The following is a 24,162-nucleotide window of genomic DNA, read 5'->3' on the forward strand; positions in this document are numbered from 1 at the left end:
ACCGGATTTAGAATCGCGTGCCGACATGCCGAGCGGCAGTTGCCCGGACCGGAGGCCACGATTGCGTTGGCCGGGATCGACGGACATTTGGCTGGAATCGGCGGATAGCGCTCGTTGAATCGATCGGCCGCGGTTCTTAATCCTGCAGCTGTCGGAGAACAACAACGGCGTCGAGGGATCGCAGACCCACTTCACAATTTGTCGATCACCGGACTCTCCCCTCCCTGCCGGCCGTCGTCCAACCCGCGATGCAATCGCCTTTCGCCTGGCCTCCCTGCGGGCACCGGGACGGCGAAGTACTGACCTTCAGCAAGGAGCTTTCGATGAGCGACGAGACCAAAAGACCGTTTCTGACCCACGCCTCCGGCGCCCCCGTTGCCGATAATGTGAACATCCTGACAGCGGGGCCACGCGGACCCGCATTACTGCAGGACATCTGGCTGATCGAGAAGCTGGCGCATTTTCACCGCGAGGTGATCCCGGAGCGGCGGATGCATGCCAAGGGCGCCGGCGCGCACGGCACCTTCACCGTCACCCGCGACGTCACGCGTTACACCAAGGCCAGCATCTTCTCTGAGATCGGCAAGCAGACGCCGATGTTCGCGCGGTTCTCGACGGTCGCCGGCGAGCGCGGCGCGGCGGACGCCGAGCGCGACATCCGCGGCTTCGCGCTGAAATTCTACACCGATGAAGGCAATTGGGACGTGGTCGGCAACAACACCCCGGTGTTCTTCTTCCGCGACCCCTTGCGCTTCATCGACCTCAACCACGCCATCAAGCGGCATCCGCGCACGGGGGTGCGCGACCCCGACATGAACTGGGATTTCTGGACGCTGCTGCCGGAAGCGCTGCACCAGGTCACCATCGTCATGAGCGAGCGCGGCATCCCGAAAAGCTTCCGGCACCAGCACGGCTTCGGCAGCCACACCTACAGCATGATCAATGCCGACAATGAGCGCGTCTGGGTGAAATTCCATTTCCGCACCCGGCAGGGCGTCCAGAACCTGACCGATGCCGAGGCCGAGAGGCTGGTCGGCAAGGACCGCGAGAGCCACCAGCGCGACCTGTTCCAGAGCATCGAGCGCGGCGACTTCCCGCGCTGGACGCTGTTCATCCAGGTGATGACGGATGCACAGGCCAAGGCATTCCCGTTCAATCCGTTCGATCTGACCAAGGTGTGGCCGAAGGCGGATTATCCGCTGATCGAGGTCGGCTATTTCGAGCTCAACCGCAATCCGGAGAACTTCTTCGCCGAGGTCGAGCAGGCGGCGTTCACGCCGGCGAATGTCGTGCCCGGCATCGGCTATTCGCCGGACAAGATGCTGCAAGCGCGCTTGTTCTCCTATGGCGACGCCCAGCGCTACCGGCTCGGCGTCAACCACCACCAGATCCCGGTCAACGCGCCGAAATGCCCGTTCCACAGCTATCACCGCGACGGCGCGATGCGCACCGACGGCAATCTGGGCGCCACGCTGACATACTGGCCGAACAGCCATGGCGAGTGGACCGACCAGCCGCAGCTGAACGAGCCGCCACTCGAATTGTCAGGCGCGGCCGCGCATTGGGATCATCGCCTGGATGACGACCACTGGCAGCAGCCGGGCGACCTGTTCCGCAAGATGAACGCCACCCAAAAGCAGGCCCTGTTCGACAACACCGCCCGTCAGGTCGGCCAGGCGTCGAAGCACATCCAGGAACGGCATGTTGCGAATTGCAGCAAGGCCGACCCGGCCTACGGCAAGGGCGTCGCGGATGCGCTGCCGAGGTTTGCGGCGGACAAATTGTAACGCAATGCATTGACGAATGAAGCACTGCGTCCCGTCAACCCCGCGCAATGGCGCAGCCATTGCGCGGGGATGACGGGGACAGCTTAGACAACTCGGCCAGACGCGTCACCCGGCCGATCTGAAACAGGGCGGCGAACTCGGCTTGCCGCCCTCCTCCGCGACTCAGGTCGGCTTGCCGCGCCCGCTCTTCTCGGCCGCGCGGCGCAGCGCCTCGGCGAGCGCGCCGCCGCCGGACTGCTCCTGCGGCCGGCGCGGAGCCGACGACGTCATCTTGCCGGAGCCGCGCGAGAAATCGCGCGACGGCGCGGCATTGTCCTTCTTCGGCCCGATCTCGTCGTCAAGCCGCAGCGTCAGCGCGATGCGCTTGCGCGCGACCTCGACGTCCAGCACCTTGACCTTGACGATGTCGCCCGGCTTCACCACCTCGCGCGGGTCCTTGATGAAATTCCGCGACATCGCCGAGATGTGCACCAGTCCATCCTGATGCACGCCGATATCGACAAAGGCACCGAAGGCAGCGACGTTGGTCACGGTGCCCTCGAGGATCATGCCCTTCTTGAGGTCCTTGACCTCCTCGACGCCTTCCTTGAACACCGCCGCCTTGAACGCCGGACGCGGGTCGCGGCCGGGTTTTTCCAGCTCGCGCAGAATGTCGGTGACGGTCGGCAATCCGAACGTATCGTCGACGAAGGACTGCGGCTTGAGACCGCGCACCACGTCGGCATTGCCGATCAGCGCCTTGATGTCGCTCTTGGTCGCCTCGAGGATTCGGCGCACCACCGGATAGGCTTCCGGATGCACGCCGGATGAATCGAGCGGGTCCTCGCCATTGCTGATGCGCAGGAAGCCGGCGCACTGCTCGAACGCTTTCGGCCCGAGCCGCGGCACCTCCTTCAGCGCCTTGCGCGACTTGAACGGGCCGTTGGCATCGCGGTGCTGCACGATGCTTTGCGCCAGTCCCTGGCCGATGCCCGACACTCGCGCGAGCAGCGGCACCGAGGCGGTATTGGCATCAACGCCGACCGCGTTCACGCAGTCCTCCACCACGGCATCGAGCGAGCGGGCGAGCTTGGACTCGCCGAGATCGTGCTGGTACTGGCCGACGCCGATCGCCTTCGGATCGATCTTGACCAGCTCGGCCAAGGGATCCTGCAGGCGCCGGGCGATCGAGACCGCGCCGCGAATGGTGACGTCGAGGTCGGGCAGTTCGTTCGAGGCGAAGGCCGAGGCCGAGTAGACCGATGCGCCGGCTTCGGAGACCACGATCTTGGTCATCTTGCGCTCGGGCAGCCGCTTCACGAGCTCGGCGGCGAGCTTGTCGGTCTCGCGCGAGGCGGTGCCGTTGCCGATCGCGATCAACTCGACGCCATGCTCGATCGCGAGCTTGCCGAGAATGGCGAGCGCCTCATCCCAGCGCCGCTGCGGCTCGTGCGGGAAGATCGCCGTGTGCGCCACCACCTTGCCGGTCGCGTCGATCACCGCGACCTTGACGCCGGTGCGATAGCCGGGATCGAGCCCCATGGTGGCGCGCGCGCCGGCCGGCGCCGCGAGCAAGAGGTCGCGCAGATTCGAGGCGAACACGCGCACCGCCTCGGTCTCGGCCGCGGTCCACAGCCGCAGCCGCAAATCGATATTGAGATGGATCTGGATCTTGGTGCGCCAGGCCCAGCGCACCGTCTCGGTCAGCCACTTGTCGCCCTTGCGGCCCTGGTTGGAGATCGCAAAGCGGTTCATGATCTTGAGCTCGTAGAGGCCGGGCTGGCCTACGACCGGCTCCTGCGCCTCCGGCTTGATCGCGAGGTCCAGGATCTCTTCCTTCTCGCCGCGGAACAGCGCCAGGATGCGATGCGACGGCAGCTTCGGCAGCGGCTCGGAGAAATCGAAATAGTCCTTGAACTTCTCGCCTTCGGTCTTCTTGCCGGTGCGGACGGTCGAGGCCATGATGCCGTTCGACCACATCTCCTCGCGCAGCGCGCCGATCAGGTCGGCATCCTCGGCGAAGCGCTCGACCAGGATCGCGCGCGCGCCGTCAAGCGCCGCGGCGACGTCGGCGACCTGCTTCTCGGCATTGACGAAGGGCGTCGCGGCCTCGTTCGGATCGTTTTCGGGCTGCGTCAGAAGCTGATCGGCGAGCGGCTCGAGGCCGGCCTCCTTTGCGATCTCGGCCTTGGTGCGACGCTTCGGCTTGTACGGCAGATAGATGTCCTCGAGCCGGCCCTTGCTGTCGGCGGCCATGATCTGGGCCTCGAGCGCGGCGTCGAGCTTGCCCTGCTCGCGGATCGAATTGAGCACCGCGGTGCGGCGCTCCTCGAGCTCGCGCAAATACGTCAGCCGTTCTTCCAGCGTGCGCAGCTGGGCGTCATCAAGCGCGCCGGTGAGCTCCTTGCGGTATCGCGCGATGAACGGCACCGTGGCGCCGCCATCGAGCAGCGTCACCGCCGCCTCGACCTGTTCGTCGCGAACCCCCAGCTCCTGCGCAATCTGATGATGAATCTTTGCCACGCTCATCTCTCTAAAATTCCATTGCGCCGCCGGATCACCGATGGCGCGGACGCCGCTTATGAACCATCCCGGATTGATTCATCAAGGCGCGCTGTGGATCAAATTGGGCGCGACTCGCAATCTATTTCCGGGATGTTGGCCGTCCGCAGCTTGACAAATAGATGCGCGCCGCATTGCCGCCGAAAATCGCAGCCCTCGCGTCACTTGACAAATCAGCCAGCAAGGTCTCCGCCGCCGCGAACCAGTGCCCATAGCCGCCGGCGAGATTGACGACGGGCCAGTCGCTGCCCCACAGCATCCGCTGCGGCCCGAAACATGCCAGTGCATGATCCACGGCCTCGCTGAGATCGGCAACCTGCCAGTTCGGCGCCGCCTCGGTCGCAAGGCCCGAGAGTTTGCAGACGACGTTGGATCGTGTGGCGAGGCTTGCGATGTCGTCCTTCCAGGTCGCGATGTCGCCGGTCGCAAGGTGCGGCTTGCCGAAATGGTCGAGCACGAATTGCAGGTCCGGATGGCGATCGACCACCTGAATGAGCCGCTGCAGATGGCGCGGCAGCACCAGCGCGTCGAAGACGAGGTCATGCCGCGCCATGGCCTCGAGCGGCGCCGCCAGTTCGGGGCGCAGCAGCCAGTCGTCATCGGCGATGTCCTGCACCATCGGCCGCAGACCGACCAGGAGTTCGCGCCCGGCGATCGCATCGATCCGCGCCGCGGCGTCGGCGGCATCGAAGTCGATCCAGCCGACCACGCCGCGCACCTGCTCGGCGCCTTTTGCGATATCAAGCAGAAATGCGGTCTCCGCTTCGGTCGGTGCAGCCTGCACCAGGATGGTGCCTTCGATCCCGGCCGCGGCGAGATGCGGCGCCAGATCGGCCAGGCCGAAGTCGCGGTAGATCGGCCCGCGTTCGGGCGTCAGCCAACCGTAATCGGCGCGCGCCAGGGTCCAGACATGGTGATGGGCGTCGATCCGAATCATGCCGGCACCGGCGCGTGCTGGTCGAGCAGCCCCTCTGCCTTCAGGTCGCGCCACAGCGCGGCAGGCACGGGCGACGACAACGCGGCGACGTTGCGCTCGACCTCCTGCGGCGTCTGCGCGCCGAGCACGAGGCTTGCCACCGCCGGATGGCCGAGCGCGAAGTGCAGCGCGGCGGTCGGCAGCGCCACGTTGTGGGCGCGGCAGACGCGATCGATCGCCGCCACCTTCCGCATCACGTCGGGCGGCGCGTCCTTGTAATTGTACTTGGCGCCGGCAATCGCACCGGTCGCCAGGATGCCGGAGTTGAAGACGCCACCGAGCATCATGCCGATGCCCTGGGCTTGCGCCAGCGGCAGGAATTCGGCGAGCGCGGGTTGCTCGAGCAGCGAGTAGCGGCCGGCAAGCAGCATGGTGTCGAACGTTCCGGCCTTGGTGAAGCGCACGCACATCTCGGCCTCGTTGACGCCGATCCCGATGCCCCTGACCACGCGCTCGGAACGCAACTTGTCGAGCGCGACATAGGCGCCCTCCATCGCCTCGCGAAACCGCGCCTCGATCGCGTCAGCTCCGTGGGTCCAGACGTCGACGTCGTGGATCAGAAGCAGGTCGATGCGATCGGTGCCGAGCCGCAGCAGCGACTGCTCCACCGAGCGCATGGTGCCGTCATAGGAATAGTCGAACACCGCGCGATGCGGCGCGCCGCCGGCGAAATTGGAGCCGTCGCCGCGGCCATGGAACGGGTCCATCCAGCGCCCGACCTTGGTGCAGACGACGACGTCGTCGCGCGCCACGCGGCGCAGCGCGGTGCCGCTGCGGTGTTCGGCGAGGCCATGGCCGTAGAGCGGCGAAGAATCCAGCAGGTTGACGCCCAGCGCAAACGCCCGCTCCACTGCTGCGATCGCAGCAGTGTCGTCGAGCCGTGCGAACAGGTCGCCGAGCGGCGCGGTGCCGAAGCCGACAATGGAGACATCGAGCCCGGTGCAGCCGAGCCTGCGGCGTGGCAGTGCCGGGGAGCCTGGATCGGAGGGTTGTTGCTGGGTCATTGTCGCCTCCCGCCTACGTTTCTTGTTAGCCCCTGATCAGACTAGCGTCGTTGACCGGGATCGTGAAGAGACCTTGGGCGGCCGATGCCGCAGTGAGGTCTCTCATCGCGCGCGCACCACATCGCTAAAATGCAATGCCCAGCTTCACGTTGCCTGGCGGCGGGAAATAGGCTATGGGAGCGCTCCGTAACTTCAACGCAGGAGGCGACGATGTTCAGGTCTGTGCGCTTCCCGGGTTCGCCGCGCGATATTTGACGCGCGTCCCGGGATCGGATCCCGGGTGAAATCGCAACACCCACACGCAATCGAATCTGCCGCGCGCCTTCGGCTCCGCGCTTGCGGAACTTTTGTCATGACCTCGACGCTTCTGGTGGTCTCTCGTCGGGAGGCCACACGCTCCGTGCTGCTCGAACGTCAGCTGCGGAGGTATCATCCGCACGTTCAGGGGAAGGTCCGCGCGCTGGCCATGCGGCACACGCGTCTTGCGGACCTTGCCGCGAGCTTTCCTGCGCTGCTGTTCGCGCTGGCGGTCCCGCGAGCCGGGAGCTTCAGCGCGCGCACGCGCATGCGTCATCGACGGCCGCTCGCTCTCGGACGCCGCGGCCGCGGCGGGCATTCCGCTGTGGCTGCGAAGGTTGCCGCCGGAAGCGTTCACCGCTCCGATCACGGGACTGCCCGATGACGAGCTGTTTCGCCGGCAGATCGCGAACCATCGCTCGCGGCTGTGGAGCGTCAGGCGGAGCGGGCAACGGGTCGCCACTCTGAGAGTTGCGGCGCGTTTTGAGGGTCCTTTGCCTGGTATCGCCGAGCTCACCGGTATCCGGAACGCCGAGATGCCGCGCGAGGTCTGGTGGGCAGCGCGCCAATGGCTGCATAGCCACGACCTGTTGCGGATGGAGATCGAGCAACGCAGGTGGGGCACCGCGCCTCTCGACCGGCCGACCTGGCGCGCGATCTGGCGGCCGTACTGGCTCGCCAGGCGGCAGATTCCGGAATGGCTGCCGCTCGCTCCGTCGCGCAAGGCGCTCAATGCGCTGTAATGCGCATCCGCCACCACTGCATCGTTGCTAATCGTCGGCGACAATCTGCTGGGCAAGGTTGTCGACCACCACGGGACTCTCGAAATAGGTCACGATCGGATCGGCGCCATATTTCTCCCGGGCGCGGGCGCGCCACGCATCGGTGTACAGCGCTTCCGCCTCCACCCTCGAGCTCCAGAAATAGATGCCGCCGGCCGTCAGCCCGTCCTCGGACAGCACATAGGTTTTTCGGAACAGCCCCTCAATGCCGCGATAGATCGGCGCGGTGCTCAGGAAGATGCTGCGGGCTTCCTCGCGCGTGATCGGCTTCGGCAGCTTGAACGTCGTGACAGCGGTAATCATCCGGATCTCCTCGGGTTCATTCTTGACATCATTGTCAATATTGACGATTGTGTCAAGAATGATCCGATGGAGTAGATCGAATGGTGGGCGTGCGTCAGTTCGACGAGGACGAGATGATCGCAACCGCGCTCGACGTGTTCTGGCGCAAGGGCCTGCACGATGCGACCATGCAGGACCTCGCGGCCGCGACCGGCGTCCAGCGCGGCAGCCTCTACAACGCCTATGGCGACAAGGAAGCGATCTTCCTGCGCGCCTTCGATCAGTATGCCGCGCAATTCCTGGACGCGGCCGGCAGCGCGCTCGCGCATGGCGACACCTCGGCGAGGCTGAGGAGCTTCTTTGAGATGATCATCGTCAACATGACGGACGGCACGCCGCAGCGGGGCTGCCTGACGACGCGCACCGCGCTGGACGCCGCCATTTCGAGCGCGGATGTGCGTCAGCGCGTGCAGGACGTGCTCACCCGCCTCGAGCAGCTGGTCGGCAAGGCCATCAGCGCGGCCCCGAACAGGCGCAGCCCGGCCGATGCAAATCGGCTGGCGCGCGTCATCGTGACGTTCACGCGCGGGCTCGCCGTGATGGAGCGCGCCGGATACAGCCGCAAGCAGTTGAGGGAATCGGCCACCACATTCATCGATGCCGTGATTGGCGACGCCTGAGGCGGCGTCCCTGTTCCCGGCGACGGCGTCATCGTATGGGAGAAACCAGCATGCAGGAACGGAACGGCGGCTGCCTGTGCGGCGCGGTGCGTTACACGCTCAAGAGCGAACCGCGGAGCATCGGAGTTTGTCATTGCACACATTGCCAGCGGCAAAGCGGCAGCCTGTTTTCGTTCAACCTCGTGATCCGCGAAGCCGACTACCAGCAGTCGGGCGAGACGGTGGTGTTCGTCGACAAGGGCGACAGCGGCCATCCGGTCCATCGTCATTTCTGCGGGCGCTGCGGGTCCCCTTTGCTTGCGAAAACCGCATTGATGCCCGGCAAGGTCGTGGTGAAAGCCGGCACGCTCGACAGCATGGAGGGACTGCAGCCGCAAGCCGAGATCTATACCGATCGCGCCGCCGCATGGCTCACGCCGATCCCCGGCGCTGCGCGCTTTGCCCGGAACGTGTGACCGGATGCGCCGGTCACGGGCGCAGCGGGAAACGATTCAGCCTGGCCAGGGTCGCCTTCGTTCCGGTTGCATCGGAACGGAGGCTCTCGATTTTGCTTTGACGTGCTTTCTTCACGCGAACCGGTACCCGCTTCGCTCGAAAACGCTCTGGCGATCATTGACCGGCCGGCAATTCGGCGTAGTTGCCGTCCTTGTCGCGGCGATACACGACGTAGTCGATCAGGGTGATGTCACCCTTCGGCGTGTAGCTGATCTTGCCGAGCACGGTATCCCAGCTTCCGGCCTTGATGGCCGCCGCGACCTTCTTGGCGTCCGTGGTTTGGGCACGGGCTGCGGCCTGGCTCCAGATCTGGAACGCTGCATAGCTGTAGAGCGTGTAGCCGTCGGGATCGATGCCCTTGTCCTTGAACTTCTTCAACGTCGCGGCCGCGGTCGCCTTCTTGCGCGGGTCGGGCGAGAAGGTGAACAGCGAGCCTTCAGCAAGCGGACCTGCGATCGCGGCGAACTGCTTGTCGACCAGGGCGTCGCCGCCCATCAGCACCGCATTGACGCCCTGCTCGCGCATCTGGCGCAGGATCAACGCTGCCTCGGCATAATAGCCGCCGACATAGACGAAATCGATCGACTCCTTCTTGAAGCGGGATACCAGCGCGGCAAAATCCTTGTCGCCCTTGGTGTAGGCCTCATAAAGCTTTTCCTTCACGCCCGCGGCGTTGATGGCCTTCTTCGTTTCGTCGGCAAGGCCTTTGCCGTAGGTCGTCTTGTCGTGGATGATCGCGACGTTCTTGGTGTTGTAGTTCTTGATAATGTAGGCGGCCGCAACCGTGCCCTGCTGGTCATCCCGGCCGCAGACACGGAACGTGTTCCACAACCCGCGCTCGGTGAATTGCGGATTGGTCGAGCCCGGCGTGATCTGCAGCACATTGCCCTCGGCATAGGCGTCCGACGCAGGGATCGAGGTCGATGAGCAGAAATGCCCAACGACGAATGGAATCCTCGCGCCTGCCATCTTCTCGGCAACCGACACCGCCTGCTTCGGATCGCAGGCATCGTCGCCGACCTCCAGCTTCAGCTTCTTGCCAAGCACGCCGCCCGCCGCATTGATGTCGGCGATCGCGAGATCAGCACCGTTCTTGAACTGCTGGCCGAAGCTCGCCTCGGAGCCGGTCATCGGCCCGACCACGGCAACACTGATATCCTGTGCCATGGCGGCGCCGGACAAGGCCAGGCTCGCGCCAAGCGCAAGAAAATATCCTCGAAGTGCAGACTTCATCACATTCTCCTCGATGGTCTCAAGTCGCCTCAATGCATCGCAGTCGACTAATCCATCGATTGCAACGATTCCCGGGGGCTGCCTTTTAAGCGCGAGACGATTGGCAGGCTCGGACTGGGGCGACGGGGGATTGGAGATATGCGACATCGGGCAACAATGTGAAACACGTTGTCGTGCATTGACGTCTGAAATCGCCGCAGCGGACGTGATTGGCGGCGATGTTGTGTGCGCGACAGCACACAGGCTGGCGGAGAGCGCTGTTTGCGACGCGTCGCCGGCGGATGATCGGCGCGTGCCGGGTTGCGGCAGACCGCAGGCAACGACCTGCCGCTCTGCCAGGGAAATTGCGATGTTCGGTCAGGAGCGCCGCGGCACCGCGCGGATATCCGACGGCGTCACGCCGTAATGCCGGCGGAAGGTGCGGTTGAAGTAGGACAGATCGCCGAACCCGACTTCGAATGCGATCGTACCGATGGTGCTGCCGCTGTGGCGCGGGTCGTTCAGCAAATGATGCGCACGCGCCAGGCGCTGGCCGAGCACGAATTCCGAGAATGTCGAACGACGCTTTCGCTCATCCGCCCTCGCGAAAGATCGGCAAGCGGTCGCGCTCGCCGAAATCCGCGGTCGAGAACCGAAACCCGGTCATATCCGGCGACTGCATCGTCATCGGCTGATCCTCATGGCGGCGGGAGGTCGCCGGTGATATGCGGGCCGATTTGTGGCAGCATCACACCGCTCGAATACACGGGACCGTGCTTACGCGTCGGAACTTTTGCTGCAGACACGCGATGCGCGCCGGATCATCCTGACACTCTTGTCGGGCCTGAATTCGCGACCGAGACCGAGATCGTGCTCGCTCGATGTTGCCCGGCGTCGTCATCCATGCCGTCGCGTGGATTATAATTGACTGACCGGACGGTCAATAGTAATCCAAACGCACGTCGCGCAACCTTCGGCCGCCAGAAGCCGCAACGGGAGGTCATCATGGTCAGCGATTTAGTGTTGACCGATATCCGCGCCGGATATCGCGTCCTGACGCTCAACAGGCCCGATCGCCTGAATTCCTTCAGCGCCGATCTGCACGCCGCACTGATGGCTGCGCTGATCGCGGCGGAGCAGGACAAGTCCTGCCGCGCGCTGATCCTGACCGGAACCGGACGCGGATTCTGCGCCGGGCAGGATCTTTCGGACGGCGTGTTCACGCCGGGCGAAACGCCGGACCTCTCCGCACCGATCGAAAAATTCTACAATCCGCTGGTGCGCAAGCTGCGCGGCATTCCGATGCCGGTCGTGTGCGCCGTCAACGGCGTCGCCGCGGGTGCCGGCGCGAACCTGGCCCTTGCTTGCGATATCGTGATCGCCGCGCGGTCGGCCAAGTTCATCCAGGCCTTCGCCAAGCTTGGCCTCGTCCCTGACACCGGCGGCACCTGGTTGCTGCCGCGGCTCGTCGGCGGCGCGCGAGCGCGCGCACTGGCCAGGCTCGCCGAGCCGATCTCCGCCGAGCGGGCGGAGACATGGGGCATGATCTGGAAGGTGGTCGAGGATTCCGACCTGATGGCCGAGGGCCACGCCCTCGCCGCCTCGCTCGCGACACAGCCGACCGATGGTCTTGCGCTGATCAAGCAGGCGCTCGATGCCTCCGAGACCAACACGCTCGACGCGCAGCTCGATCTCGAGCGCGAGTTGCAGGGCCGTGCCGGCCGGTCGGCGGACTATGCCGAAGGCGTCACCGCCTTTCTCGAAAGGCGCGCCCCGCGCTTTGTCGGACGGGCCAAGGATTGAACGTTTCCGATTGAACATTCCGCCGCCAAGGCGAGACCCATCATTGATCACAAGTCAGAAGGTCCTATTGCGATGACACAGCCTCAATCCAGCGGTGCACGGACGGCGGACAACGTCATGAAGCTCGACAGCTTCGTGCGCGGAAAATGGTCCGGCCCGGGCGAACCGGCAGCCGAGATTCACAGTGCCGTCACCGGCGATGTGGTGGCGGTCACGACCGGAAGCGATCTCGACATGCGCGAGATCCTCGCCTATGGCCGCGCGGTCGGCGGCAAGCATCTTGGAAAACTGACGTTCCACCAGCGCGCAGGCTTGCTGAAGGCGCTCGCCGACTATCTGACCCAGCACAAGGACCGGCTCTACAAACTGTCGTTCCATGCCGGCGCAACCCGCACTGACGCCGTCATCGACGTCGACGGCGGTATCGGCACGTTGTTCGCCTATGCCGGCAAGGGACGCCGCGAGCTTCCGAACAGCAAATTCCTGCTCGACGGCAATGTCGAGGGGCTGTCCAAGGGTGGCGCATTCGCCGGTCAGCATATCGTGACGCCGCTGCACGGCGTCGCCGTGCACATCAACGCGTTCAACTTCCCGTGCTGGGGCATGCTGGAGAAGCTGGCGCCCGCGCTGCTGGCCGGCGTGCCCGTCGTGACCAAGCCCGCGACGGTCACCTCCTATGTCGCTTACGAGCTGGTCCGGATCATCATCGAATCCGGCGTGCTGCCCGACGGCGCGCTGCAATTCATCGTCGGATCGACCGGCGACCTGTTGGACCATCTAACCTGCCAGGACGTGGTGTCCTTCACAGGCTCGGCCGACACGTCGCAAAAGCTGCAGCGGCATCCTGTCATCGCGCGCGAGGCGGTCAGGTTCATCGCCGAACGGGATTCGCTGAACGCCGCAATCCTCGCTCCAGACGCCGTACCGGGCAGCCCGGAGTTCGACCTCTTCGTCAAGGAAGTGGCGAAGGAGATGACGGTCAAGGCGGGGCAGAAATGCACCGCGATCCGCCGCGCGCTGGTGCCGTCGGCGCAGCTCGACGCCGTGATCACGGCGCTGCGCGACCGTCTGGCCAAGGTCACGATCGGCAATCCCGAAAACGACAAGGTCAGGATGGGGCCGCTGGTCGGGCTCGGCCAGCGCAGCGACGTGATTGCCCATGTCGCGAAGCTTCGCGCCGAAGCCGAACTGGTGGCCGGCGACCCCGGCAACTTCGCGCTGCTCGATGCCGACGCGAAGCGCGGCGCCTTCGTTCCGCCGCTGCTGCTGCATTGCGCGAAGCCGCTCGCCGCAACCGCAGTCCACGAGATCGAGGCGTTCGGCCCTGTCAGCACCGTGATGGGCTATGACGATCTGGATCAGGCCATCGCGCTGACCAATCGCGGCGGCGGCAGCCTCGTCGCATCCATCTACACGCACGACGTCCCGGCTGCGACCGAGCTGGCATTTGGCATCGGCAGTTTTCACGGCCGCGTCGCGATCATCGACCGCGACTGCGCGAGCGAGCACACCGGACACGGTTCGCCGATGCCGCAGATGGTTCATGGCGGCCCCGGCCGGGCCGGCGGCGGCGAGGAACTGGGCGGCGTCCGCAGCCTCCAGCACTACATGCAGCGCACCGCCTTGCAGGGCTCGCCGGCGATGCTGAGCGGCGTCACCGGCCGCTGGTTCAAGGGCAGCCCGATGCTCGAAGGCGATCTGCACCCGTTCCGCTATCACTATGACGATCTCGAGATCGGCCGCACGCTGGTCTCGAAGTCGCGGCAGATCACGCTCGACGACATCGAGCACTTCGCGCATTTCACGGGCGACACTTTCTACGCCCATATGGACGAGGAAGCGACCAAGGGGCATCCATTCTTCCCGGGCCGTGTCGCGCATGGCTACCTGCTGCTGTCGTTTGCCGCCGGCCTGTTCGTCGATCCCGACTACGGGCCGGTGCTGGCGAATTACGGCCTCGACTCGCTGCGCTTCGTCAAACCCGTCCAGCCCGGCGAACAGATCCAGGTGCGGCTGACCGCGAAGGAGAAGATGCCGCGCAACAAGCAATATGGCGAGGTACGCTGGGACGTCGAGATCACGACCGGTACCGGCGAAACCGCGGCGACCTACGAGCTGCTGACCATGAACGCGATGCGGGGTTAAGGGGTGCGTCAGAGCAACGCGGTCTGCCGGCTGCGGCCGGCCGATTTCGCCTTGCCGCGCGGCCGGGTGGCGGCGGCGGCATCGTCGGCGCCGGCCAGCACGAGCTGCGCGACGAAACCGGCATATTCGGCGCGGGTCATCGGCCCGCCCTCGCGAAACCACATGTAATGCCAGTTCAGCATGCCGAAGACGCTCATCGTCAGCGGCTTGAGCACGCGCTTCTGCTTCGCCGCCGGCACCGCGGCGGCGAGCGCATCCGACATGATCCCGACCAGGATCCGCTCGTTTGCGAGCAGCGGCTGCTGCTTGTCCTTCGGCAACAGCTTGAGGCTTGAGATCTGGACCTGATGCTCGGCGTCGGCATGCCGGTAGAGCTCGAGCAAGGTCGCAACGATCGTCCCGAAGCGTGCGACCGGATCGCCGGCCTGTGCGCTCGCCTTGCGGACCGCCGCCACGAGCTTCGCGAGATGCGACGACAGGATATCGAACAGGATCGCTTCCTTGTCGGGATAATAGTGATAGAGCAGCGCCTTCGAGACACCGCAGGCGTCGGCGATGGTGTTCATCGACGTGCCGACATATCCCGATGCGGCAAACAGCTCGGCCGAGCGATGCAGCATCGAGAGGCGCTTGTCGTCATAGTCTTTGGCGCGCGATCGGGCCATGTCTTGTCCGTTCCACCAGGCGGCCGTTCGGCCATCGTCCAGGGATGTCCGTCAACAGTCGCAAGGTTCCGGGACCACAGCTCCGCCTCCGAACCGCTATTTATTGACCATCCGGTCGGACAATTCCATAAGCCCGGCGATCGGGCAACATTGCCCGGAATGAATTTTCCTGGCGCCGCGTCGCGAGAGCATCTCTCTGCTGCAAAACGCCTCGCCATGCGCGTCTGATTGCAAACTTCGTGGCGCCGCCGAGTTTCGCGCGCGTCCCGAACAGGGGCGTGTTATCGTTCGTCGAACGGCTCGGAATGCGAAGGAGGCTCTGGGTGCGGACATCCTCTTGGCTCCACGTCCTTCGTCGCGCGGCCCGCCGGCTGAAGAGATGGCAGCGGCGGTTGGCCCGCGCTGCCAACCCGGACGGCAAGGACATGCACGAACTCTTTCTGTTTGGTCCTCACGGCTGATTTGCTGGTTGCCTCGACGCATGCCCAATCGAGACCGCGGCAGATGTGATCCATCGCCACGCTGACGTCAGTCTGCCCACGCCGCATGTCGCGCGGCCGGATCACGCACAGAGCGATAGCATGGCAGCTCCCGCTCGGTCGGCTCGCGCCGAGGAGGAGGAGCGGCGGCTCGCATCCCTCGCGCGCGTCTAGAGCTTCGGTTCAGATGAAATCAGAACCGAAACTCCAGCCTTTTGCTCTGACGCGCTCTCTTCGCGCGAGCCGGTGTCCACCTCGCTCGACAACGCTCTAGCTGCCGAAGCCGGCCGGAATGAACGCCGGCAGCTTCTCCTCGATGAAGTGCTTGACCTCCGGCGAGTTGAAGACCTGGATGAAGGCCTTCAGGCGCGGATCGTCCTTCTTGTCCGGCCGCGCGGTAAAGCGCAGCACGAGACCGTCATCGACCGTGCGGTCGATCACCAGCGCCGATTTTGGATCACCGCCGGCCGGTATCAGATAGGTGATATTGACGAGCGCAAGCGTGACGTCATCGAGCGACCGGTAGGTCTGCGCCGGATCGAGCTCGACGACCTTCAGGTTCTTGGGATTTTCGATGATATCAAACCGGCTCACCGAAAAACCCTTGCCCGGCGCCAGCTTGATCAGTCCGGCGCGTTCGAGCAGGATCAAGCCACGCGCGCCGTTGAGCGGCTCGTTCGGGATCGCAACGCTGTCGCCGGACTTGATCTCGTCGAGCGACTTGATCTTCTTCGAGAACAGCCCGACGGGCGCGATCACGCTGACCTTGTCGACCTGGATCAGGTTGAAACCGCGCTGCTTGTTCTGGATCGCGAGATAGGTGGCGTGCTGGAACAGATTGGCGTCGACGTCGCCGCTGTTCACCACCTCGTTCAACGCGACCCAGTCCGACAGCTCGACGATCTTGACGTCCTGCCCCTTGTCCCTGGCGAGCTTGGCGGCAAAGGCAGCCAGCTGACCGACCGGGCCGGCGCTGGTCGCGATCTTGAGAGGTTCGTCCGCAACGGCGGCCGCAGTCATGGCAAGCAGCACGCCAGCTGCCTGCGCCAGGCGCAAAAATGTCTTCATGGTCTCGGTTTCAACTCCGTCATCAGGGATCGATCAGGCCGCCTTGCGGCCGCTGCTTCCCGCCTCAGCCTCGGCAAATGCCTGGGTGAGGTCGGCGAGAATGTCGTCCGGATGCTCGATGCCGACCGAAAGCCTGATGTAGCCGGGCGTCACGCCTGCCGCGAGCTGCTCTGCGGCGCTCAGCTGCTGATGGGTGGTCGATGCCGGGTGGATCGCCAGCGAGCGCGCATCGCCGATGTTGGCAACGTGATAAAACAGTTTCAGCGCATCGATGAACCGACGGCCGGCCTCGACGCCTCCTTTCAGCTCGAAGCCGACCAGCCCGCCATAGCCGCCCTTCAGATAGAGATCGGCGCGGCGCCGGTCCTCCCCGCTCTGCAGTCCGGGAAAGATCACATGCGAAACGGCGGGATGCCGTGCCAGGAAGTTTGCGACCTTGATCGCGTTCTCGTTGTGCTGACGCAACCGCAGCGGCAAGGTCTCGAGTCCCTGGATGAACTGAAATGCGTTCTGGGGAGCGACCGCGGCACCGAGATCGCGCAGCAGCTTCACGCGTGCGCGCAGGATGTAGGCGATCGGCCCCAGCGGCTTGGCTGCCTCGGTCCAGATCGCGCCATGATAGGCATCGTCCGGCTGCGTTAGCAGCGGGAAGCGCTCGGCGTGCGCCGCCCAGTCGAAGTTGCCGCCATCGATGATCGCTCCGCCGATCGACGTGCCGTGGCCGCCGATATACTTTGTCGCGGAATAGACGACGATCGCCGCGCCGTGCTCGAACGGGCGCGCAATGAGCGGGACGGCGGTATTATCGAGAATCAGCGGCACGCCGAGGGAACGGCCGATATCCGCGACTTCCCTGATCGGGAATACATTGAGCTTGGGGTTCGGTAGCGTCTCGGCGAAGTAGGCGCGGGTCTTTGCATCGGTCGCACGGCGGAAGTTCTCCGGATCGGCCGGATCGACGAAGCGAACCTCGATACCGAACTGCTTCAGCGTCTGCGACAGCAGCGTGCAGGTGCCGCCGTACAGATCGGTCGATGAGACAATGTTGTCCCCCGCTTGCGCGATGTTGAAGATCGCGTAGGCCGTCGCCGACTGGCCCGACGCCACGGCCAGCGCGCCAACGCCGCCTTCCAGCGCAGCCAAGCGCTCCTCGAACGCGTCAGCCGTCGGGCTCTTGATCCTGGTGTAGATCTGTCCGATCGCCTCAAGGGCGAACAGCCGCGATGCGTGATCGGTATTCTCGAATTGAAAGGACGTCGTTTGGTAGATCGGAACGGCGACGGCGCCAGTCGCCGAGTCGGACCGGTACGATCCGCCGTGCAAGGCGAGCGTTTCGACATTCTTGGTTTCGATCGGCATCTCGAAAATCTCCTGAAATCCGTGGACCCAGCATCAATAGGCAAAGAATGATGCGCAGCAGCGTCCGCGACTGTCGAGACATCGGAGAAAATAGCGATGGGCGTGCTGGCGCCGCGTCTGATGGCGTCGCTAATTTTTCAGCCGCTGCGCCGATCGCGTAACATTTGTTTCACTGCGCCGTCGCGTTGAAAGGATCAGTGGAGCTGATGAGTCATTTGCTGATCGCACCTGCAAATCAGTGCGCAATGTCGTGCATACCGTCAGTTCGAACAGCACGACGAAGTCGAACAAACGAATCTCTGCTCCGCCGGGTCGGAGACGGAGCACGATTTTGATCCTGTTTCTCCGAATAGAAAATAAAGCCGCGCAGCTGACGTGATAAATCACCCCTCAGTCCTCAATTGGCGGAATCGCGCGATGACCAGACCAAAGGAACTTCGCTTCAACGCGTTCAACATGATGGCGCCGAGCCACAACTGGGCCGGCCCCTGGTCGCATCCGCGCGACACTTCACTTAACTACAACTCGCTCGACTATTGGGTGGACTACGCCAGAACGGCCGAACGCGGCCTGCTCGACGGCATCTTCCTGGCCGACGTCTTTGGCATCTATGACGTCTACGGCGGCAGTCCCGAGACCGCGCTGCGCCACGCCGTTCAGTTGCCGAACGCCGAGCCGACCCTGCTCGTCTCCGCCATGGCTTACGCAACGAAGCATCTCAGCTTCGGCATCACGTCCAACCTCACCTACGAACATCCCTATCAGTTCGCGCGCCGCTTCTCGACGCTCGATCATCTCACTCGCGGACGGATCGGCTGGAACATCGTCACCGGCTATCTCGATAGCGGCGCCCGCGGAATGGGTCTTGAGGCCAACCGCGCGCATGATGAACGCTACGAGGCGGCCGAGGAATTCCTCACCGCAAGCTACAAGCTATGGGAAGGCAGTTGGGAGGACGGTGCGGTCCGCCGTGACCGGACAGCGCGCGTGTTCACTGATCCGGCAAGGATCCACAATGTGCGGCACCAGGGACTTCATTACCAGGTCGACGGCATCCACCTCGCCGAACCCTCGCCACAGCGCACACCGTTGCTGTATCAGGCGGGAACCTCGAAGCGCGGCCGCGCCTTCGCGGCGAGGCACGCGGAGGCGATCTTCCTCAACGGCCAGACCAAGCCCATTCTGGCCCGCGCCGTACGCGAGATCAGGGAGGCGGCCAAGGCGCTCGGACGCGATCCCTATGATATCCGCCTGTTCGCCGGCGCGACCGTAATCGTCGCCCCGACACGCGCGGAGGCGAACGATCTGCTCGAGGAGTACGCAGGGTATGTCGATCAAGCCGGCCAGCTGGCCCTGCTCTCGGGCTGGACCGGCATCGATTTCTCGAACTATCGTCCCGATCAGGCGGTGCAGTATGTCGAGAGCAACGCGATCCAGTCGATGGTCGAGAATTTCACGTTGCGGAGCGACCGGCCGGTCAAGGTCAGTGATCTCGCGACGCTGAGCCGGGTCGGCGCACGCTCGCCATTCGTGGTCGGCTCACCCCAGGACGTGGCGGACGAGCTGATCGCCTGGGTCGACGAAACCGACGTCGACGGCTTCAACCTGTTCCGCCTCGTCGCGCCGGAATCGCTGACGTCATTCGTCGACCTCGTCGTGCCGGAATTGCAGTCACGCGGAGTCTACAAGACAGCCTATCGCGAAGGCACGCTCCGCGAGAAGCTGTTCCCTGGACGCGGTCCCTATCTTGACGCCACGCATCCCGGCGCCGGCTTCCGCCGCGCTTCGGCGGCGGCGCGCACCGAGGCCGCTGAATAGATCAGCCTGGAAACCTCCTGGCGATGGGCGATCAACGCCCCTCACCAGGTTGCGATGTAGGTGCCCTTGAAGCGCTTCTCGAGGAATGCCTTGACCTCCTCGGAATGGTAGGCATCGATCAGCTGCTTGACCCAGGGCTTGTCCTTGTCCGCCTCGCGCACGGCAATGATGTTGACCCACGGGCCATCGGCCGCCTCGCGGGCAATTGCATCGATGGCGGGATTGAGCCCGGCCTGAACCGCATAATTGTTGTTGATCGAGACCAGGTCGACATCTTGCAGGGAACGCGGCAGCTGCGCGGCATCAAGCTCGACGAAGCGCAGATGCTTCGGATTGTCAGCGATGTCGGCAATGCTCGTCGCGACGTTGTTAGAATCCTTGAGCTTGATCACGCCGTGCAGCGCGAGGATCATCAGGCCGCGCGCGCCATTGGAAGGATCGTTGGCGATCGCCACCCGAGCGCCATCCGGAAGATCGGCCAGCTTCTTGTACTTCAACGAGTAGACACCCTGCGGCGACGCAATCGTGTTGGCGACCTTGACGATCTTCCAGCCGGTCTTCGATATCTGGTTCTTCAAATAAGGCTCGTGCTGGAACGAATTGGCCTCGAGATCCCCGAGCGCGAGCGCCTGGTTCGGGATCACGTAGTCCGTGAATTCGACCACCTTGATGTCGAACCCATGGCCCGCGGCCACCTTCTTGACGACTTCGAGGATCTCGGCGTGTGGTCCGGCCGTGACGCCGACCCGGACCGTCTCGGCCCTCGCGGTGCCGACCAACAGCGTTACCGCGGCAACCGCCGTCATCAGAATACGCATCATCTTCCCTCAGCGATTGGATCGGCAACTACCAGCCGGGCAGCACCGCGCCCTTGAACTTGGTCTGGACGAATTCCTTGATCTCCGGCGTGTGGTAGCTATCGACCAGGATCTTGACCCACGGCTTGTCCTTGTCGGCGGAGCGAACCGCAATCAGATTGACGTATGGTCCCTTCGGATCCTCGCGCAGGATCGGATCCTTGACCGGATCGAGACCGGCCTGCGTCGCATAGTTGGTGTTGATGACCGCCGCATCGACATCGTCGAGCGCCCGGGGCGCCTGGGCTGCGTCGACCTCGACGAATTTCAGCTTCCTGGGATTTTCGGTGATGTCGACAACAGTCGGCTTGAAGCCGACGTCGCTCTTCAGCTTGATCGCGCCCTTGTCGCGCAGCAGGAGCAGCGCCCGGCCGCCATTGGTCGGATCATTGGGAATTGAGACCTTGGCTCCGTCAGGAACATCGGCCCAGCTCTTGTGCTTGCGCGAATAGACACCGATCGGGAAATTAACCGTCAGTCCCACCTGCTCGATCTTGTAGCCGCGATCGGCTTTCTGGTTGTCCAGATAGGGCTGATTCTGAAACGAGTTGGCCTGGATGTCGCCGGCGTCGAGCGCGGCGTTCGGAACGACATAGTCGGAGAACTCGATGAGCTGAAGCTCGAGCCCGCTCTTCGCCGCGATCGGTTTCACGGCCTCGAGGATTTGTGCATGCGGGCCGGGCGTCACGCCGATCTTGATCGTTTCTGCCGCGGCGGCGGGCGACCAGATCGCAACAACGCCTGCAAGTGCGAAAATGGATCGAAGCAACATCCCGGTCTCCATGGAACTGAAATCGTTATCAAGCTCATCGCCCGCTCCGGGGACGAAATCAATGAAATGAGAATCCAAATTTTTCCGCATGACGAGTCGCCGCTGCTGTGGCCGCGATGAAAAGAGAATGGAGCCGGCTGGGCACTTTGGCGCAGCGAGCGGCTTATCTGCTGATGCCGGCCGCACCGCGCGCGCCAAAAATACTATTCTCGCGGACTTCGCTTGCAGAGAAAATTGCACTCGTTCGGACGATTTCTCCGCGATTGCCTCCGGTGCTCCGATTGCACACAAATGGCAACAGATCGAACCGGCTCAGGACGACTTGCCATGCCCATCTTTGCCCGCCCCGTCTCGCCAGCACAGGCCGCATCATCGGCGGTTGCGATGTCGCGCCGTCTTGCTGTCGCCGCCATCGGGCTGCTTGCGATGACCTCGCTGATTCGGCCTGCGGCCGCCGAAGAAATGCGGATCGGCTACCAGAAATCGTCGACGCTGACCGCGATCCTGAAAACCAACGGCGCGCTGGAGAAGGCGTTGGCGCCGCTCGGCATCACCGTGTCATGGCATGAGTTCACCAGCGGCCTGCCGCTGCTCGAGGCCATCAATGTCGGCAGCATCGATTTCGGGGCCGACGTCGCCGATACCGTGCCGATCTTCGCCCAGGCCGCCGGCGCCAAGCTCGCTTACGTCGCCGAGGAAGCTGCTTCTCCATCGGCGCAGGCGATCCTGGTGCCGAAGGAGTCCGCGATCAGGTCGCCGGCCGATCTCAAGGGCAAGAAGGTCGCGGTCACCAAGGGCGCGGGCAGCCACTTCCTGCTGCTTGCGGTACTTGCCAAGGCCGGACTGTCCTTCAAGGACATCACGCCGGCCTATCTGACGCCGGCCGATGGCCGCGCGGCGTTCGTCAGCGGCAATGTCGATGCCTGGGTCGCCTGGGATCCGTTCCTCAGCAGCGCGCAACGCCAGTCCGGCGCGCGCATCCTGACCGACGGCAGCGGCGGGCTCGCAAGCTACAAGCGCTACTATCTCGCGTCGGCCGCGTTCGCCGAAAAGCGGGCCGATGCACTGAATGCCATCTTTGCCAGGCTGGTCGAAACCGGCACCTGGGTCAAAGCCAACCCGAACGAGGCCGCGGCTCTGCTCGCCGGCCTGTGGGGCATCGACGCCGCCACGGTGGAGGAGGCCAACAGCCACCGCTCCTACAAGGTCGGCGTGGTCAGCGCGGCCGGCCTTTCCGAGCAGCAGCGGATCGCCGATACCTTCACGGCCGAAGGTCTGCTGCCACGCAAGGTCGATACCGGCGACGTCAAGATCTGGGCGCCGAAGGGATCGTGACGGCGCTGCCTCTTTAGCGATGACGCAGGCGGCGATTGACGCGGCGCGCCAGGTAGTCGCCGGCGGTCTGCACGGTCTGAACCAGCGCGATCAAAACGACGACGACCGCCAACATCATTTCGGGCATGAAGCGCTGATAGCCGTAGCGAATGCCGAGGTCGCCGAGGCCGCCGCCTCCGACGGCCCCGACCATTGCGGAGTAGCCGAGCAGGCTGACCACCGCGAGCGTCAGGGCCAGCACCAGCCCCGGCAAGGCCTCCGGGATCAGCACCTTGAACACAATCTGCAGCGGGCTCGCACCGAACGAGGACGCCGTCTCGATCAGACCGGCATCGACCTCGCGGATCGCCGCCTCGACCAGACGGGCGATGAACGGCGTCGCCGCGATGGTGAGCGGCACAATTGCCGCGCCCGATCCGATCGAGGTGCCGGCAATCAGCCGCGTGAAAGGAATGATCGCAACCACCAGGATGATGAACGGCGTCGAGCGGGCCGCATTGACGATGACGCCGAGCACGCCATTGGCTGACGGTGCGGCGAACAGCTCGCCTTTCCGGCTGGTCGCCAGGAAGACGCCAAGCGGAAGGCCCAGCGCGGTCGCAACCAGCGCGGCCACCGAGACCATGAAGAGGCTCTCGCCGGTGGCCTGAACGATCAGGTTGATGAGTTCACGCGACATAGCCGAGACGCTCCACCAGAATGTCATGCTGAGAAAGATAGGCCAGGGCCCGGCTGGCCGCGGCTTCACCGCCGGGAATGCCGAGGATCAGCGAACCCACGTGCTGGCCGCCGATCTCATCGATGCGTGCCGACAGCAGCGCCACGTCATGGGACAACTCGCGCGAAAGCCGCGCCACCACGGTGTCGCCGGCTTCGGTGCCGCGCACCTGGACGCGAAGGACCGCCTGCCCGCCTGCAACCGGTTGCGGCGAAAGGCGGCTCGCCAGCGAGACCGGAACACTGTCCCCGATCACCTCGGAAAGGAACGCCTGCGTGACCGGATGCCGGGGATGCGTGAAGATCTCCGCGACATGACCTCGCTCGACGACATGGCCGCCGTCGATCACCGCAACCTCCTTGGCGAGCTGGCGGACAACCGACATCTCGTGGGTGATCAGCACGATCGTGACCCCGAGCTCGCGATTGATGTTGGCCAGCAGGTCCAGAATCGCGCGCGTAGTCTGCGGATCGAGCGCCGACGTCGCCTCGTCGGACAGCAGCACATTCGGCCGTGTCGCTAGCGCACGGGCGATGCCGATGCGCTGTTTCTGGCCGCCGGACAATTCGGACGGATAGCGATCGTACTTGTCGGCAATGCCGACGAGCTCGAGCAGCTCGGCCACACGGACGGCAATGTCAGCCCTGGACCAGCCGGCGATCTCGAGCGGCAAGGCAATATTGTCCGCCGCCGTCCGCGACGACAACAGGTTGAAGTGCTGGAAGATCATGCCGATCGAACGCTGCGCCAGGCGCAACTCGCGGCCGGCAAGCGCCGAGATCTCGCTGTTATCGACGACGACGCGGCCGCTCGACGGTTTCTCAAGCCCGTTGATGAGGCGGACGAGGCTCGATTTGCCGGCGCCGGAGCGGCCGATCACGCCGGTGATCGAGCCGCGCGGAATCGCGAAGTCGATCGCCTGCAAGGCATGGACGCTCGGCTTGTCACGATAGGCCGGGTAGACCTTCGAGACCGCCTCGAAGCGGATCATGGCATCGCCGGCGCTTGATGCGAGCGGAATGGGTGGCAGCGGCGCAACAGGCTGCGCCGTCGTCAGGGATTGATGTACATTCATTCGGTCGGTCCA

21 protein-coding genes are annotated in these 24,162 nt (G+C 64.4%); 8 read left to right on the forward strand and 13 right to left on the reverse strand.

Features of this window, described 5'->3' with window-relative positions; genetic code table 11:
• Window positions 1-323 precede the first annotated feature (323 nt).
• Entirely contained in the window at window positions 324-1,787 is a 1,464-nt protein-coding gene (locus XI02_RS35830) for a catalase (protein WP_172647022.1), read from the forward strand.
• A gap of 162 nt (window positions 1,788-1,949) precedes the next feature.
• On the opposite strand, the gene XI02_RS35835 is transcribed toward XI02_RS35830, so the two are convergent.
• From XI02_RS35835 to XI02_RS35845, 3 genes are all read right to left on the reverse strand, one after another.
• Window positions 1,950-4,295: a Tex family protein gene (locus XI02_RS35835; RefSeq protein ID WP_194483264.1), complete on the reverse strand. Its 2,346-nt coding sequence runs from the start codon at window positions 4,293-4,295 to the stop codon at window positions 1,950-1,952.
• A 115-nt stretch (window positions 4,296-4,410) separates the two neighbouring features.
• Entirely contained in the window at window positions 4,411-5,265 is an 855-nt protein-coding gene (locus tag XI02_RS35840) for an amidohydrolase (RefSeq protein ID WP_016845180.1), read from the reverse strand.
• Window positions 5,262-6,308 carry an aldo/keto reductase gene (locus XI02_RS35845; RefSeq protein WP_172647020.1) on the reverse strand — a complete coding sequence of 349 codons (1,047 nt, stop codon included), beginning with the start codon at window positions 6,306-6,308 and terminating at the stop codon, window positions 5,262-5,264. Before XI02_RS35845 ends, XI02_RS35840 begins: the two co-directional genes overlap by 4 nt.
• A 791-nt stretch (window positions 6,309-7,099) precedes the next feature.
• On the opposite strand from XI02_RS35845, the gene XI02_RS45595 reads away from it, so the two are divergent.
• On the forward strand, window positions 7,100-7,348 hold the full coding sequence (locus XI02_RS45595; protein ID WP_244981032.1) for a hypothetical protein: 249 nt from the start codon (window positions 7,100-7,102) through the stop codon (window positions 7,346-7,348).
• 27 nt (window positions 7,349-7,375) lie between these two features.
• Here the strand turns inward: XI02_RS45595 and XI02_RS35855 are convergent, their stop codons facing one another.
• On the reverse strand, window positions 7,376-7,690 hold the full coding sequence (locus XI02_RS35855) for a hypothetical protein (RefSeq protein WP_016845184.1): 315 nt from the start codon (window positions 7,688-7,690) through the stop codon (window positions 7,376-7,378).
• An 80-nt stretch (window positions 7,691-7,770) separates the two neighbouring features.
• Between XI02_RS35855 and XI02_RS35860 the strand changes: the two genes are divergently transcribed.
• Window positions 7,771-8,349, forward strand: coding sequence for a TetR/AcrR family transcriptional regulator (locus tag XI02_RS35860; protein WP_018273440.1), 579 nt, complete (start codon window positions 7,771-7,773; stop codon window positions 8,347-8,349).
• Between the two features lie 50 nt (window positions 8,350-8,399).
• Window positions 8,400-8,804: a GFA family protein gene (locus tag XI02_RS35865; protein ID WP_172647019.1), complete on the forward strand. Its 405-nt coding sequence runs from the start codon at window positions 8,400-8,402 to the stop codon at window positions 8,802-8,804.
• Window positions 8,805-8,958: 154 nt separating this feature from the next.
• Here the strand turns inward: XI02_RS35865 and XI02_RS35870 are convergent, their stop codons facing one another.
• Both XI02_RS35870 and XI02_RS35875 read right to left on the reverse strand, forming a co-directional pair.
• A complete protein-coding gene (locus tag XI02_RS35870) occupies window positions 8,959-10,077 on the reverse strand; it encodes a branched-chain amino acid ABC transporter substrate-binding protein (RefSeq protein WP_016845188.1) in 1,119 nt (372 codons plus the stop codon).
• A gap of 357 nt (window positions 10,078-10,434) precedes the next feature.
• Window positions 10,435-10,617, reverse strand: coding sequence for a helix-turn-helix domain-containing protein (locus XI02_RS35875; protein ID WP_016845189.1), 183 nt, complete (start codon window positions 10,615-10,617; stop codon window positions 10,435-10,437).
• 444 nt (window positions 10,618-11,061) lie between these two features.
• Between XI02_RS35875 and paaG the strand changes: the two genes are divergently transcribed.
• On the forward strand, window positions 11,062-11,859 hold the full coding sequence (gene paaG / locus XI02_RS35880; protein ID WP_172647018.1) for a 2-(1,2-epoxy-1,2-dihydrophenyl)acetyl-CoA isomerase PaaG: 798 nt from the start codon (window positions 11,062-11,064) through the stop codon (window positions 11,857-11,859).
• Window positions 11,860-11,976: 117 nt separating this feature from the next.
• Entirely contained in the window at window positions 11,977-14,004 is a 2,028-nt protein-coding gene (gene paaZ / locus XI02_RS35885; protein ID WP_172647017.1) for a phenylacetic acid degradation bifunctional protein PaaZ, read from the forward strand.
• An 8-nt stretch (window positions 14,005-14,012) separates the two neighbouring features.
• Here paaZ and XI02_RS35890 read toward each other — a convergent pair whose 3' ends face one another.
• From XI02_RS35890 to XI02_RS35900, 3 genes are all read right to left on the reverse strand, one after another.
• Window positions 14,013-14,669, reverse strand: a complete 657-nt coding sequence (locus tag XI02_RS35890; RefSeq protein ID WP_018273444.1) for a TetR/AcrR family transcriptional regulator — start codon at window positions 14,667-14,669, stop codon at window positions 14,013-14,015.
• 749 nt (window positions 14,670-15,418) lie between these two features.
• Window positions 15,419-16,216: a MetQ/NlpA family ABC transporter substrate-binding protein gene (locus XI02_RS35895; protein ID WP_172647016.1), complete on the reverse strand. Its 798-nt coding sequence runs from the start codon at window positions 16,214-16,216 to the stop codon at window positions 15,419-15,421.
• A gap of 33 nt (window positions 16,217-16,249) precedes the next feature.
• On the reverse strand, window positions 16,250-17,575 hold the full coding sequence (locus XI02_RS35900; RefSeq protein ID WP_172647015.1) for an O-acetylhomoserine aminocarboxypropyltransferase/cysteine synthase family protein: 1,326 nt from the start codon (window positions 17,573-17,575) through the stop codon (window positions 16,250-16,252).
• 417 nt (window positions 17,576-17,992) lie between these two features.
• Here XI02_RS35900 and XI02_RS35905 point away from each other — a divergent pair, with 417 nt between their 5' ends.
• Window positions 17,993-19,393, forward strand: a complete 1,401-nt coding sequence (locus XI02_RS35905) for an LLM class flavin-dependent oxidoreductase (RefSeq protein ID WP_172647014.1) — start codon at window positions 17,993-17,995, stop codon at window positions 19,391-19,393.
• Between the two features lie 41 nt (window positions 19,394-19,434).
• On the opposite strand, the gene XI02_RS35910 is transcribed toward XI02_RS35905, so the two are convergent.
• Window positions 19,435-20,211, reverse strand: a complete 777-nt coding sequence (locus XI02_RS35910) for a MetQ/NlpA family ABC transporter substrate-binding protein (RefSeq protein WP_172649078.1) — start codon at window positions 20,209-20,211, stop codon at window positions 19,435-19,437.
• Between the two features lie 28 nt (window positions 20,212-20,239).
• Complete coding sequence (locus XI02_RS35915; RefSeq protein WP_172647013.1) at window positions 20,240-21,022, reverse strand: MetQ/NlpA family ABC transporter substrate-binding protein; 783 nt, start codon at window positions 21,020-21,022, stop codon at window positions 20,240-20,242.
• Window positions 21,023-21,406: 384 nt separating this feature from the next.
• Here XI02_RS35915 and XI02_RS35920 point away from each other — a divergent pair, with 384 nt between their 5' ends.
• Entirely contained in the window at window positions 21,407-22,357 is a 951-nt protein-coding gene (locus XI02_RS35920) for an aliphatic sulfonate ABC transporter substrate-binding protein (protein WP_370143888.1), read from the forward strand.
• Between the two features lie 13 nt (window positions 22,358-22,370).
• On the opposite strand, the gene XI02_RS35925 is transcribed toward XI02_RS35920, so the two are convergent.
• Window positions 22,371-23,036, reverse strand: coding sequence for a methionine ABC transporter permease (locus XI02_RS35925; protein ID WP_038382360.1), 666 nt, complete (start codon window positions 23,034-23,036; stop codon window positions 22,371-22,373).
• A complete protein-coding gene (locus tag XI02_RS35930; RefSeq protein ID WP_172647012.1) occupies window positions 23,026-24,150 on the reverse strand; it encodes a methionine ABC transporter ATP-binding protein in 1,125 nt (374 codons plus the stop codon). The genes XI02_RS35925 and XI02_RS35930 overlap by 11 nt, the downstream gene beginning before the upstream one ends.
• Window positions 24,151-24,162: the final 12 nt, after the last annotated feature.

This window comes from Bradyrhizobium sp. CCBAU 21365 (assembly GCF_015291305.1).
Classification (GTDB): Bacteria; Pseudomonadota; Alphaproteobacteria; order Rhizobiales; family Xanthobacteraceae; genus Bradyrhizobium; species Bradyrhizobium elkanii.

What these genes read in the sequence shown, in the direction of transcription:
- XI02_RS35830 (WP_172647022.1), top strand. Translation starts at nt 324, where the DNA reads ATGAGCGACGAGACCAAAAGACCGTTTCTGACCCACGCCTCCGGCGCC.
- XI02_RS35835 (WP_194483264.1), bottom strand. Translation starts at nt 4,295, where the DNA reads ATGAGCGTGGCAAAGATTCATCATCAGATTGCGCAGGAGCTGGGGGTT.
- XI02_RS35840 (WP_016845180.1), bottom strand. Translation starts at nt 5,265, where the DNA reads ATGATTCGGATCGACGCCCATCACCATGTCTGGACCCTGGCGCGCGCC.
- XI02_RS35845 (WP_172647020.1), bottom strand. Translation starts at nt 6,308, where the DNA reads ATGACCCAGCAACAACCCTCCGATCCAGGCTCCCCGGCACTGCCACGC.
- XI02_RS35855 (WP_016845184.1), bottom strand. Translation starts at nt 7,690, where the DNA reads ATGATTACCGCTGTCACGACGTTCAAGCTGCCGAAGCCGATCACGCGC.
- XI02_RS35860 (WP_018273440.1), top strand. Translation starts at nt 7,771, where the DNA reads ATGGTGGGCGTGCGTCAGTTCGACGAGGACGAGATGATCGCAACCGCG.
- XI02_RS35865 (WP_172647019.1), top strand. Translation starts at nt 8,400, where the DNA reads ATGCAGGAACGGAACGGCGGCTGCCTGTGCGGCGCGGTGCGTTACACG.
- XI02_RS35870 (WP_016845188.1), bottom strand. Translation starts at nt 10,077, where the DNA reads ATGAAGTCTGCACTTCGAGGATATTTTCTTGCGCTTGGCGCGAGCCTG.
- paaG (WP_172647018.1), top strand. Translation starts at nt 11,062, where the DNA reads ATGGTCAGCGATTTAGTGTTGACCGATATCCGCGCCGGATATCGCGTC.
- paaZ (WP_172647017.1), top strand. Translation starts at nt 11,977, where the DNA reads ATGAAGCTCGACAGCTTCGTGCGCGGAAAATGGTCCGGCCCGGGCGAA.
- XI02_RS35890 (WP_018273444.1), bottom strand. Translation starts at nt 14,669, where the DNA reads ATGGCCCGATCGCGCGCCAAAGACTATGACGACAAGCGCCTCTCGATG.
- XI02_RS35895 (WP_172647016.1), bottom strand. Translation starts at nt 16,216, where the DNA reads ATGAAGACATTTTTGCGCCTGGCGCAGGCAGCTGGCGTGCTGCTTGCC.
- XI02_RS35900 (WP_172647015.1), bottom strand. Translation starts at nt 17,575, where the DNA reads ATGCCGATCGAAACCAAGAATGTCGAAACGCTCGCCTTGCACGGCGGA.
- XI02_RS35905 (WP_172647014.1), top strand. Translation starts at nt 17,993, where the DNA reads ATGACCAGACCAAAGGAACTTCGCTTCAACGCGTTCAACATGATGGCG.
- XI02_RS35910 (WP_172649078.1), bottom strand. Translation starts at nt 20,211, where the DNA reads ATGCGTATTCTGATGACGGCGGTTGCCGCGGTAACGCTGTTGGTCGGC.
- XI02_RS35915 (WP_172647013.1), bottom strand. Translation starts at nt 21,022, where the DNA reads ATGTTGCTTCGATCCATTTTCGCACTTGCAGGCGTTGTTGCGATCTGG.
- XI02_RS35920 (WP_370143888.1), top strand. Translation starts at nt 21,407, where the DNA reads ATGTCGCGCCGTCTTGCTGTCGCCGCCATCGGGCTGCTTGCGATGACC.
- XI02_RS35925 (WP_038382360.1), bottom strand. Translation starts at nt 23,036, where the DNA reads ATGTCGCGTGAACTCATCAACCTGATCGTTCAGGCCACCGGCGAGAGC.
- XI02_RS35930 (WP_172647012.1), bottom strand. Translation starts at nt 24,150, where the DNA reads ATGAATGTACATCAATCCCTGACGACGGCGCAGCCTGTTGCGCCGCTG.